12 protein-coding genes are annotated in these 12973 nt (G+C 34.7%); 4 read left to right on the top strand and 8 right to left on the bottom strand.

The genetic code is table 11. The features are described 5' to 3' along the window. The first annotated feature begins 63 nt into the window (after window positions 1-63). Window positions 64-2355, top strand: coding sequence for a 5-methyltetrahydropteroyltriglutamate--homocysteine S-methyltransferase (gene metE / locus ACTDJC_RS03795; RefSeq protein WP_440602691.1), 2292 nt, complete (start codon window positions 64-66; stop codon window positions 2353-2355). A 284-nt stretch (window positions 2356-2639) separates the two neighbouring features. On the opposite strand, the gene comJ is transcribed toward metE, so the two are convergent. Together comJ and ACTDJC_RS03785 are read right to left on the bottom strand one after the other, a co-directional pair. Further along, window positions 2640-3026, bottom strand: coding sequence for a competence protein ComJ (gene comJ / locus ACTDJC_RS03790; protein ID WP_440602690.1), 387 nt, complete (start codon window positions 3024-3026; stop codon window positions 2640-2642). Between the two features lie 42 nt (window positions 3027-3068). Further along, window positions 3069-3503: a NucA/NucB deoxyribonuclease domain-containing protein gene (locus tag ACTDJC_RS03785; protein WP_429708937.1), complete on the bottom strand. Its 435-nt coding sequence runs from the start codon at window positions 3501-3503 to the stop codon at window positions 3069-3071. A gap of 237 nt (window positions 3504-3740) precedes the next feature. Between ACTDJC_RS03785 and ACTDJC_RS03780 the strand changes: the two genes are divergently transcribed. Then, on the top strand, window positions 3741-4499 hold the full coding sequence (locus ACTDJC_RS03780) for a DUF3967 domain-containing protein (protein ID WP_429708935.1): 759 nt from the start codon (window positions 3741-3743) through the stop codon (window positions 4497-4499). 23 nt (window positions 4500-4522) lie between these two features. Here ACTDJC_RS03780 and ACTDJC_RS03775 read toward each other — a convergent pair whose 3' ends face one another. After that, entirely contained in the window at window positions 4523-5809 is a 1287-nt protein-coding gene (locus ACTDJC_RS03775) for an ATP-binding protein (RefSeq protein WP_440602689.1), read from the bottom strand. A gap of 215 nt (window positions 5810-6024) precedes the next feature. On the opposite strand from ACTDJC_RS03775, the gene ACTDJC_RS03770 reads away from it, so the two are divergent. Then, window positions 6025-6225 carry a hypothetical protein gene (locus ACTDJC_RS03770; protein WP_098305747.1) on the top strand — a complete coding sequence of 67 codons (201 nt, stop codon included), beginning with the start codon at window positions 6025-6027 and terminating at the stop codon, window positions 6223-6225. Window positions 6226-6335: 110 nt separating this feature from the next. Then, entirely contained in the window at window positions 6336-7493 is a 1158-nt protein-coding gene (locus ACTDJC_RS03765; protein WP_098305749.1) for an aminotransferase A, read from the top strand. Window positions 7494-7532: 39 nt separating this feature from the next. On the opposite strand, the gene ACTDJC_RS03760 is transcribed toward ACTDJC_RS03765, so the two are convergent. The 5 genes from ACTDJC_RS03760 to ACTDJC_RS03740 form a co-directional block, all read right to left on the bottom strand. Then, the gene (locus ACTDJC_RS03760; protein ID WP_440602688.1) at window positions 7533-7763 is read right to left on the bottom strand and encodes a hypothetical protein; all 231 of its coding nucleotides are present in this window, start codon (window positions 7761-7763) and stop codon (window positions 7533-7535) included. A gap of 131 nt (window positions 7764-7894) precedes the next feature. After that, window positions 7895-8920, bottom strand: coding sequence for a LacI family DNA-binding transcriptional regulator (locus ACTDJC_RS03755; RefSeq protein ID WP_098305753.1), 1026 nt, complete (start codon window positions 8918-8920; stop codon window positions 7895-7897). Between the two features lie 288 nt (window positions 8921-9208). Next, complete coding sequence (gene malD / locus ACTDJC_RS03750) at window positions 9209-10051, bottom strand: maltosaccharide ABC transporter permease MalD (RefSeq protein ID WP_098305755.1); 843 nt, start codon at window positions 10049-10051, stop codon at window positions 9209-9211. Continuing rightward, window positions 10052-11353 (bottom strand): carbohydrate ABC transporter permease, encoded by a 1302-nt coding sequence (locus ACTDJC_RS03745; protein ID WP_253630297.1) that lies wholly within the window; start codon window positions 11351-11353, stop codon window positions 10052-10054. A gap of 77 nt (window positions 11354-11430) precedes the next feature. Continuing rightward, window positions 11431-12693, bottom strand: coding sequence for an extracellular solute-binding protein (locus ACTDJC_RS03740; RefSeq protein WP_440602687.1), 1263 nt, complete (start codon window positions 12691-12693; stop codon window positions 11431-11433). Window positions 12694-12973 lie beyond the last annotated feature (280 nt).

Raw genomic sequence — 12973 nt, 5'->3', positions numbered from 1 at the left:
TTTCGTTAAATGCATTTCCGAGTAAACGGAAATGCTTACTTATATTTAGGGGAGGAAATCAAAATGACAATTCAAACAAGTAACTTAGGGTATCCGCGAATCGGATTACATCGCGAATGGAAAAAAGCTTTAGAAGCCTTTTGGGCAAACAAAGTGGATGAACAACAATTTGTGAAACAAATGAAAGAGATTCGCCTTCAACATGTAAAAGTACAACAAGAAAAAGGAATCGATCTCATCCCAATTGGTGACTTTACATATTATGACCATGTCCTTGATACAGCATGTATGCTTGGGTTTATCCCCTCTCGTTTTTCAAAGTATACATCAGAGCTTGACGTATACTTTGGTATGGCACGCGGTTCAAAAGATCACGTTGCTTCTGAAATGACGAAATGGTTTAATACAAATTATCATTATATCGTTCCAGAATATGAGGAAGGCTTACATATTTCTCTTAAAGACAATCGTCCACTTCGTTTATATGAAGAAGCAAAACAAGAACTTGGCGTTGATGGTAAACCAGTTATATTAGGACCGTATACGTTTTTAAGCTTAGCAAAGGGTTATAAAAAAGAACACTTCTCAAGCATTTTACAAAAATTAACACAGCCATACATTCAATTGTTACAAGAATTACAAGATGCTGGCGTACGCTGGGTTCAAATTGATGAACCTATCTTTACATCCTTATCAAAACAAGAAATTGGTGTAGCGAAAGAATTATATGAAACGATTCGTAAAGCTGTTCCAAATATATCTATTATGCTACAAACGTATTTTGATAGTATAGAAGAAAACTATGAAGAGATTATTTCATTCCCGGTTACTGGTATTGGACTTGATTTTGTACACGGTAAAGAAGGTAATTTGCGCGCCCTACTACAACATGGATTCCCATCCGATAAAGTATTAGGTTTTGGCTGTATAGATGGTCGTAACATTTGGAGAGCTAACCTGGATGAAATCCTTTCTCTTTTCCATACATTACAAGAAACTATACAACCAAAAGAATGGATTATACAGCCGTCTTGTAGTTTACTTCATACCCCTGTTGACAAGACGATTGAAACACACCTTGAAAACGAATTATACGATGTGCTTGCTTTTGCAAATCAAAAATTAGAAGAGCTTACTATTTTACAAAAAGCTCTCGTTCATGGAATAGAAAATACTTCTGATGAATTACAAACATATCGAAATGCTCACGAAGCAATTCAGACTTCTGCAGTTCGTAATCGTAACGATGTACAATCTACACTATCAGCATTACAAGAAGAAGACTTTTCTCGTCCTCTTTCATTTAAAGATCGCTACGACTTACAGCAAAAAGCGCTGAATTTACCGCTACTTCCAACGACAACAATTGGTAGCTTCCCGCAAACACAGGAAGTTCGTCAAACTAGAAAACAATGGCGTAGCGGTGACATCTCAAATGAGCAGTACGAACAATTTATTGAAGAAGAAACAAAGAAATGGATTCAATACCAAGAAGAAATTGGTCTTGATGTTCTCGTTCATGGCGAATTTGAGCGAACAGATATGGTAGAATATTTCGGTGAAAAACTTGCTGGTTTCTCCTTTACAAAAAATGGATGGGTGCAATCGTACGGTTCTCGCTGTGTGAAACCTCCTGTTATTTATGGTGACGTTGCGTTTATTAATGGTATGACAGTAAAAGAAACAGTATTTGCACAAAGTTGTACTAATAAAGTTGTCAAAGGCATGCTAACTGGTCCTGTGACAATTTTAAATTGGTCTTTCGTTCGTAACGATATTCCAAGAAAGGAAGTTGCTTACCAAATTGCACTGGCACTTCGACATGAAATTAAATTACTTGAATCATCTGGTATTCGTATTATTCAAGTTGATGAACCTGCACTGCGTGAAGGACTGCCGTTAAAAGAGAAAGATTGGGACACATATTTAACATGGGCTGTTCAAGCATTCCGCCTTTCTACTTCTTCAGTGGAAAACGAAACACAAATTCATACGCATATGTGTTATTGTAACTTTGAAGATATTGTGGAAGCGATCCGTCAGCTTGATGCAGATGTTATCTCTATTGAAACATCAAGAAGCCACGGGGAGTTTATTGATACATTAAAAGAACATCCGTATGAAAAGGGAATTGGACTTGGTGTATATGACATTCATAGTCCACGCATTCCAAGTATAGATGAAATGTATACAATTGCAGAACAATCATTAAAGGTGTGCGATCCAAAATATTTCTGGATTAATCCAGATTGCGGCTTAAAAACAAGAAAAACAGAAGAAGTTATTCCTGCATTAGAACATATGGTAAAGGCAGCTGTAAAAGCTCGCCAGCTTTTGCAAGCAAATGCACGATAATAAAGTGAAACTTTCATCAGTGGGGTTTTCTTCATCCCCCACTGATGGTTAGTTGAACCAATCGGGCACATGCTAGCAGTAAGCCCCCCGATTTTCTCTGAATTTCGGGGAGCTTACTGCCCGTTAATACGTGATAAAAATTAGAAAACTACTGCCCTTTGGACAGTAGTTTTCTAATTTTATTAAAAGAACACTAACCTACTTCATAGAACGATGGAAGATCTACTCTGCATTCATAATTAATCATATACTTGTGCATAAAAACCACTATACCAACGTAATAACTAGTTCTCTTCAAAAAACAATTCATATCTTATCTTATACAGGGCATCTACTGAAGGTTCTTCTAGGGGAATTGCTTGCACAGTCACTATATACTCTCCTGACGGAACGAGAAAATGAAGTTGATTTGCTAGCACACTGCTTATAAACACTCCTTCTTGTAACACTGTGAATGGAGCTGATACCGTTCGTATTGCTTCTTTTTTTTCTACAAATTTCTGAGTAAATACCATTACTTCACACGTATAATCAGATAAGGCCTCAAATATAATTGTTCCTTCAGCCTCAGCATAGCCTCTTTCAAAATCTTCATCCGTCCAATCTACATGCGGAGATGTCATCTCTTGATTCATTACTATCAATTGTGCATAAGAAATTGTTAACTCCACTCTTTTCACTCCTTTTTCTATTAAGTGATGCGAAGCAATATATTATTTCACAACAAATTTCACACGTGTTCCATCTGGATATTGATCTAACTTATTACCAACCCATGAACCAGCACCCCGATTATCTGCGGGATTAATATATTCAATGTGCGCTCCTTTTCCACCTTCTTTACACATCGCCATCGGCCATTCATCACGGTCATAGCCTTTTTTGGGCGGGTATGGAGCTAGCGATTGTTTCCTTCTATCCGCAGCTCCATTTCGATCAATTGTACAAATGTTAGAATGCCCTTCTTGTATTGCGTTCGCAATGTGTTTTCCTGTCTCTGGATATCGTTCTTTCGGAAACTCAAGAATTTGGTCGTACGATACCTCTTTCTTATTCTCTGATGCTGGCATTATCAGAACTTTGTATACTCCAATTAATACAGACAGAATTGCAATGATTGTAATCAAAATGCCTTTTACTTGTTTCATCCAGCTTACATCCTCCATTTTCTTCCTCTCTTTCTTTCATTATAACAAACTTCATATTCTTATGTTTTCAGACATTATTCTATATTCCTAGCTTCTTTTCCATCAATAACATGCCATTTTGTGCAACTTTTCACTAAACATGTAGAAAACTTTCAACCTTCCGACATTTTTTTTCAAAGGAAGTATAAAACAAAAAATGGAATTGGTATACATGATACTTTTTAGGGAGGAAATGTCATGAGCGGAACATATAAAACAAAAGATGTCACAAATAAAACGGGAATCCCCAAAAATATGGTTCGTAAATATAGCCAACTTTTAGAACAACATGGCTATTTTATTGATAAAACTGCTGAATCTCGCACGTATAAAATGGATGATTTACGACTATTAAAAATGATTCACGAACGAGCTGCTACATTGGAAGAAGATATTATGGAAACGATTTCATTTATACTAAAAGAAGAAGAGTCTCCACCCGATTCTCCTGCTATTGTAAAAGAAAATACAGACCTACAACTCAAAGAGCAAAGCCTGAAATTTGAAGAATTTATGCACAAGTTAGATATGCTTGCTCAATTAAACGAAGCAATTATTCATCAAAATTCTACCCTTATTACACAGAATCGTTTAAAAGACGAAAAGCTAAATGAATTAATGCACCAAGTATACGTAAAAGAATCCAAACAAGAGGAAATGTTACAAAATCTTGTAGATCACGCAGCAGAAACTGATGCGCTGCAAAAAGAAAAAATGGATTTACTTATGAATCATATGTATAAACGTGAATCCAAACAAGAAGAAAAAATGAACAAACTTATGAACCAAGTTTATAATAAAGAAAGCAATCGCGATGCTCAGCTTATGCAAGTTATTCGAGAAATTCAAGAAACAAAACGATTAGTTGCTGCTTCACAAGAACAAAGTTTATTTAAATCATTTAAAAGTCTATTCATTCGATTTAAATCTGAAAAAACGGGAGAAATGAATAAATAAAAGTTACCGTACCTCGGTAACTTTTATTTTTTATGTACTATGTTTTGCACCGCAGCTGGTAAAGTAATAATCGCTTCCGTTCCTTTACCTATTTCACTTTTATATACAAGTGTACCATTATGAGCTTGTAAGATACTAAAGGTAACCATTAATCCAAGTCCTGTCCCCTTTTCTTTCAATGAATAATAGGGTTGTCCAAGTCTCTCTAACTGCTCTTTTGTCATCCCAACACCGCTATCTTTGACACGAATAACAATAGATTCATCTTTTTGCAATGCAGTCACTTTTAAATACCCTTTATTTTCTTGAATTGCTTCAATGCCATTTTTTACAACATTCATAATCGCTTGTTTTAATTTTGTTTTGTCACCTATCGTATATAAATTCTCTGCAATTTCAACCTGTAGATATACACCTCGCATTGCAGCAAAGGAAGACATTAACGTCGTCATTTCAATAAGCTGTGCTGATAAACAAATATGTTCTTTCTTATCGATTTGCGGCCGAGCTAAATTTAAATAGTCTGAAATAATCTGTTCTGCCCGGTCTAATTCGGCCAAAACAAGACGCATGTATTCTTTATTCTTAACATCTTCTGTACCTTCTAACAATTGAATAAATCCACGCACAACTGTAAGTGGATTACGAACTTCATGGGCCACGCTTGCTGCTAACTCGCTGACAATATTTAATTTCTCAGACTTTTGCATTTCTGTTCGTAACATTGCATTTTCATATAAATACTCTGTTAAATACACTTGGAATGTCATCGTCATAATCATAATAAAAGAGGCAAATATGTATTCGCTATACAAATAAGACATCATTGGCGTAAAGCCCTTTCCTAACAACAAACCAAATATTTCAAATCCTAAAGAAATGAGTGTATAAAAAGATGCCAACATAAAAGATAAAACAATTTTTTTATTTTTCGGAAACGCACTCCATTTTTTAGACAATAAAAAAGGGATAACAGAGATACAAATAATTTCTAATAACCGAAGCCAGCTTAAACCATTCAGAAATCCATCGTATAAAATAGCCATTACAGCCGGAATCATACCAACTGAACCACCATACAAAAACGCACTAATTATTGGGATTTGATGGAAATCATAATTACAGGTTTCCCCAACACAAATTGGATATGTCATTGAAAGGATAAGCGTAATTGTTGATAATAATACAATAAAGTAGCGATTGGGCTTTTGAAGCATGCTTTGATAGCGATTTAAACGAATTGCTTCATACAAAAATAACGGCAAAATAATGATAGCAACTTGAATTATTAAATCACGGATAAGTCCCATCCCCTCATCCCCTATATTTATTTTGATATGATTATACCATTTTATTGGCAAATTTGTTTTATTTTTTAGATTATTCTTAATATTTCTGTAAACATTTTGTGGAAATTTATTCACAAATGTTACAACTTTTCAAAATGATTGTAAACCATGTATCAAATTGTCTCTGTACAAGATACAATAAATACAGGTTAAGAAATCGATTGGGGGAAAATAAAATGACAGGAACTGCGCTCGTCTTAAACGAGGAAAATCTTGTTGTACTGGAAAATGTTGAGAAATCGGTGTATAAAAAATTACAAGAGCAAACAGGTACAAACAATTGTGCATGCTCTATAAACAACTCAGTAATACATCTAGGAAAAGTTTCTTCCGTTCTTTGGAGTGAAGACGAAATCGATTGGGAATACGGTTATTAAACAAAAGGTCGCTTTTTAGCGACCTTTTTTATTTGTAGCTTTTCAAAGCGATTGTATGATAAATATGATACAATAAAAAGAAATTTTGCAACGGAAGAAAGGGAGACAAAATGGAACAATTTATTAATCCACGTGTAAAGGATATTCAAATTTCTGGAATCCGCCAATTTTCTAACATGATTCAAAATTATGATGATCTTATTTCATTAACCATTGGACAACCTGATTTCCCAACTCCTTCTTTAGTGAAAGAAGCTGCTAAGCGTGCTATTGTAGAAAATTTTACAAGTTATACACATAATGCGGGTTTGTTACAGCTTCGAAAAGCTGCTTGTGATTTCTTAAAAGAACGCTATAATTTAGTATATTCTCCGGAAGATGAAACAATTGTAACCATCGGGGCAAGTGAAGCAATCGATATTGCCTTTCGTACGATTTTGGAAGAAGGAACTGAAGTAATCTTACCAGCCCCTGTCTACCCAGGCTATGAACCTATTATTCGTCTATGCGGTGCAAAACCTGTTTTTGTAGACGTCCGTGACACAGGATTCCGCTTAACAGCAAAAGCAATCGAAAAAGCAATTACAAATAAAACCCGTTGCATCGTATTACCATATCCATCAAATCCAACTGGCGTAACATTATCAGAAGAAGAACTCAAAGAGATTGTTTCAGTATTAAAGGATAAAAATATTTTTGTTCTTTCCGACGAAATTTACAGCGAACTTGTATACGAGAATAAACATATATCTATTGCAAATTTTCCAGAAATGCGAAATAAAACGATTGTAATTAACGGTTTATCAAAATCTCATTCTATGACAGGATGGCGCATTGGTTTTTTATTTGCACCAAACTTTTTAGCAAGTCAAATTTTAAAAGTCCATCAATACAATGTTACATGTGCAACTTCAATTGCTCAGTATGCAGCAATTGAAGCATTAACAGCAGCAAAGGACGCCCCCCGTATGATGCGTCATCAATACAAAAAGCGTCGCGATTATGTATACAACCGTCTTGTACAAATGGGATTAACTGTTGAAAAGCCAACAGGAGCGTTTTATCTATTCCCTTATATCGGGAATTTAAACTCCTCTTCTTTTGATTTCGCAATTGAACTTGTGAAAGAAGCTAAACTTGCAGTTGTTCCAGGTTCAGCATTTTCCGAATACGGTGAAGGGTACATTCGTATTTCTTATGCTTATAGTATGGAAATGCTGAAAGAAGGCTGTGACCGTTTAGAAACGTTTCTACAACAAAAAAACTAAGAGGAATACCCTTTCCCCTTAGTTTTTTTTGCATTTATACTATCTTTTTTTCTCTTTCCAACCATCTCTTATGACAAAAAAACCAAATAATCCAACTGTTATCCAGCCAACTAATGTTACCACATATTGAATGAAATTGATTAGTCCATCTAATGCATAAATAGAGAAATAATGAAAACCTGTTGTTAATGATTGGTCCATTACTCCAGCAAGTACTGTCCATAACCAACCAACAATAACCACAAAGAAATACTTCATTGATTTATCCATCTTCTTCACCTCCTGTATATTATTGTATGTTTACCATACAACTTAGCTCTGGGTGAGAAGACTACCTTTATAAATATTTCATTTTATAATTTGTTTAAATTAATCTTATCTATACAATACCATCTTAGATTCTATTTCAATATTTCATTGCATGTTTGACGTTTCATCAATTTATGAGGAATAATAATACACTTTGGTGAAGTTTCACAATGTTCAACTTTATCAACTAAATATCTCGCTGCTTCGTAGCCCAACTGAAAAATATTTACATCGACTGTTGTTAATGGTGGATTTGCTATTTCAGATAATAATACGTTATTAAAACTAACAATAGAGATATCTTTTGGCACGGAAATTCCCTTTTCTGATAAAGCACTTAATACACCTAATCCAATTAAATCATCCGTTGCGATAATAGCTGTTGGCTGTGCATCAAGTGTCATAAGTTCTTCTACCGCTTTTTGACCACTTTCTCGTAAAAAACTAAGATTTAAAACATACTCAGCTGGCAAAGAAATATCAGCTAATTTTAATGCGTCTGCCATTCCAGCGAGGCGATCTTTTGTAACGAGTAGATCCGAATCACCACCGATAAAAGCAATTCGTTTATGCCCAAGTGAAATTAAATATTCTGTTACTTCTCGTGCGGCTGCATAGTTATCATTATCGATATATGTAATCTCTTCTTTTCGTTCATATGGTTTTCCAATGAGAACAAATGGGAAATTTTGACTGTGTAAATATTCTAAAATACGGTCATTCATACGGGAATATAAAAGAATAATGCCACCGATTTGCCTTCCTTGCACCATTTTCACAACACCATTAAAAATCTCTTCTTCCGTTTCTCCAGTTGACATATACAATGAATATTCTTCTCCATGTGCAAATGAGCTAATTCCTCGAATAACTTCTGGGAAAAATGGATTTTGAAACGCTTTACTCGCAGAGCTTGGCATAACAAGTCCAATCGTTTTTGTTGTTTGATTTGCAAGGCTTCTCGCATTTAAATTCGGATGATATCCTAATTCAGCCATCACTTTACGAACGCGTCGTTTTGTTTTCTCACTAATGCTCGGGTTATCAGCAATTACACGTGAAACCGTAGAAGGAGCAACATTCGCTTTTTTTGCCACGTCTTTAATTGTAACTGTCATAAATTTGTTCCTCCTCTCTTTTTATCTACATGATTTATACAAGTTACCTCTATTTTTATCCCGATATTGGCGACAGTAAGACCCCCACTAATGGAAGTTTCATTTTATTCCATTCATAAAAATTTCTATTAATGTAAATCTATATCTATATTCTCCCTCTTCATGTATTGTAAGGGATAGAGCCTTATTTTCCTATACTATATACTATTTTTTTAAAAATTACCCTGTTCTAATGTTACATAAAGCGATATTCCTATTAAAAAAGATAAATGGGACATAAAGTCCCATTTATCCCTTCGTTCCCCCAGCTGTTAAACCAGAAATAAAATATTTTTGCAAAGATAAGAATAAAATTGAAATGGGTATCGCAATTAATACCGATCCTGCTGCAAATGTTGTAAATTCATTACCGAATTTTTTCGCTACCATTTCGTATAATCCAACGGCTAATGTATAATTTTCTGGTGTACGCAAAATAATACTCGCTAAAATAAAATCAGTAAATGGACCGATAAAGGTAAACAGCGCTACAACCGCAATAATTGGCTTTGCCAAAGGCATAATAATTTGCCAAAAAATACGAAAATGCCCTGCTCCGTCCATACGGGCTGACTCGTCTAATTCTTTTGGAATTGTATCAAAGTATCCTTTCATAAGCCACGTATTCATTGGAATTGCACCGCCAACATAAATTAAAATTAATGCTAGATGTGTATCAATTAATCCTGTCAGCTGTGCTAATATATACAATGCAATTAATGCTGAAAAGTTTGGAACCATTTGAAGAATTAAAAACGTTAGTAACCCATTCTTTCTTCCGACAAAACGATATCTCGAAAAAGCATATGCTGTAAAACTAATTGACAATACAGAGAAAATCATTGTCAAAACACTAACTTTCAACGTATTTTTATACCAAAGTACATAGTTACTTTGCGAAAGATCCAATAGTTTTCTGTAATGATCCAGCGTTGCATTTTTAGGAATTATACTTGATCCCGACAAACTATCCCCAGGGTTAAACGAGGAGCCTATAATCCATAATAATGGATAGAAAATAATAATACACATAATGAAAATTACGAAATAACTTAATGAAAGACGTAACATCTTCTGTCGTTTTATATTCATTTACATCATATCCTCTTCTTGGAATGATTTTGTTCTTTTAAATTGCCATAAAGCAACTGAAATAACTATTACCGATAAAATCATCGTTAGTGCTGCTGCTTTTCCATATTGAGCTGATGTCATCGTTAACTTATAAATCCAAGAAATTAAAATATCCGTTCCACCTGCATTTTGTCCCGCTACAGCTGGACCACCACCATTAAACAGATAAATAATACTGAAATTATTAAAGTTGAATGTATATTGCGTAATTAAAATAGGAGCAGTCGCATATAAAACGAGCGGCAATGTAATTTTACGAAATTGTTGCCAAGCTGTCGCACCGTCTACCGTAGCAGCTTCATACAATTCACCCGGAATCGATTGCAGTATACCTGTCGTCATCGCGAAAATAAAGGGAAATCCGAGCCATGTTTGAATAAAAATTAAAGCGATTTTCGACCAAAATGGATCTGTCATCCAAGCAATGTTTTCGATTCCAAATAGAGTTAACACTTGATTATTAATTGCTCCAAATGATTCATTAAACATGCCAGCAAATACGAGAATAGATACAAACGCTGGAACAGCCCATGGTAAAATAAAGATTGTACGAATTACCGCTTTTCCTTTAATACTCGGTTGATTTACTAAAATCGCTAAGAAAATACCAAGCGCAACTTGTAATGTCGTTGCGACGAAGGTCCAAATCACAGTCCAAGAAAATACACTTACAAATGTGTCTCGCCACATTGGCAATGTAAAAATATCAACAAAGTTTTTAAACCCAACCCACTCTACAAGTTTTGCAGGAGGAGAATGATATAAGTCATAATTTGTAAATCCAATTAATAGGACGAAAATAATCGGAAGTACAACAACAAAAATTAATAGAAGAAAACCTGGTGAAACCATCAAATAGGGAAAACCTTGATCTAATAAATGATGATATTGTTCTTTCACAGAGTTTAGTGGTATTCCTACATCACGCTTTTTCCCGTTCTGATACGCATCATATAAATTGAAGGCATATACACCTAGTCCAAATGCAATAACGATAATTGCTAAAATACCTTTTACTAATAGAAAAATAGAGTGATCACGAGGAACTTCTGTACCGAGCGTTACAATTCCCCACAACCCGATATTTAACAAATCAGCAAATGCTACAAAAAACGAACAAGTTAATACTAGAAAAATGATACCTTTTACATATTGTTTATTGTACAGTTGCCCAATACCTGGAATAATAGACAACGCCGCCGCTGTTTTTCGATGTTTTGAACCGTTTACTGCGTGTGTTGGTTCAAAGGATGTTTGCATAGTTCTTCCCCCTTTTTTCTTCCCCTTGGAAGGAGGAGAATTCGTGCCTTTTGTTTACAAAAGACACGAATTCTATATTATTTTTTCTTGCTATGATTTGCTTCAATGTTTCCTTTAATTTGTTTCACAGCCTCATCAAGTGCCGCTTTTGGTTCTTGTTTACCTGTTACAACTAATTGCAGCGCATCACCAGCTGGTTTCCAAACTTCTTGCATTTCTGGAATATTCGGCATTGGAATACCATTTTCGGCTTGTGTCACTACTGCTTTTGCAGCTTCGTTATTTTTAATAATTGGATCTTCCATAACTGATTTCACTGGCGGAATTTCTTTTGTTTTTTCAAAACGAATTTTTGCATTTTCTTCATTTGTCACCCAATCAGTGAATTTTGTTGCCAAATCTTTGTTTTTAGAGAAGCTTGTTACATGCCATCCTTTTACACCAACAAATGTTTTCATCGGCTGGCCATTTGGTAATTTTGGCATTGGAGCTACACCATAATCAATTCCTGCTTTTTCCATCGCCTGGAATGCCCATGGACCATTCATAATAGAAGCTGCTTTTCCTTCATTAAATAATCCATCTGCAGCTGGTCCGCCAGACTCACCAATAATTCCTTCTGGAAATAGTTTTTCTTTATACCATTTTTGAATATATTCTGCACCTTGTACTGCACCGCTATTATTTAATCCAATATCGGCTACATTTGGTTGTCCGTCTTTCTCACCAAATACATAACCGCCCATACCAGCCATAAATGCATTCGCAAAATAGAAGTTATCTCCTAATGCTAAAAACCCATATTTTCCGTTCTTTGTAAATCCTTTTGAAAAATTAAATAGTTCATCCATCGTTTCTGGTGCTTTTGGCATTAATTTTTTATTGTAAATGAATACAGGTGTTTCAATCGCTTTCGGTAAACCATATAATTTCCCATCATATGTTTGCGCTTTTAGTGACAAATCAGTAAACTTATTTTTAACAGAATCATCCACTTTCATCTCAGAAAGTAACCCCTCTGTCGCTGCATCCCCAATTTGATCATGCGGTAATGTTACAACATCCGGCCCTGTACCAGCTGGACCATCAAGACGAAGTTTTTTTAATTGTTCTGTCATCTGAATCTCGACAACTTTTACTTTTACATTATATTTCTTTTCAAAACTTTTTACGGCTGGATCTAAACCAACACCTTTTTTCTGATCTTCCCAAACAAGAAGATCATAATCTTTCTTCTCTTTGCTCGCTTCCTTTTTCCCTGAATCTTTCGGTCCGCATGCCGATAACATACCGATTGCCAAAGCTGAAACTGTTAATAAAGATAACGCTTTTTTCTTCATCCCTTAATACCTCCCCAAATTATGTATATGGTACTCTAATCAATGAAAACGTTTGCATCTAATAGTTTAATAGAAGCACAAACAACTTTTCAATCTATGAAAACGTTTGCGCTATTTGTCTATTATTATACATACATTTATATGTTTTGCAAATATTATTTTTCAAAAAATTTACGCAGCTATTCTTTATATTCATTGACTTTATATGGAATGCGTACTACCCTTATAAGCAATATTAAAATTATATAAAAAGCAATCGTTTGCAATATATTCTTATTTA

The organism is Bacillus sp. GB_SG_008, from assembly GCF_052038115.1.
GTDB lineage: Bacteria > Bacillota > Bacilli > Bacillales > Bacillaceae_G > Bacillus_A > Bacillus_A rhizoplanae.
The sequence above is the reverse complement of the archived record's forward strand: the minus strand, read 5'-3'. Positions and strand labels throughout refer to the sequence as shown.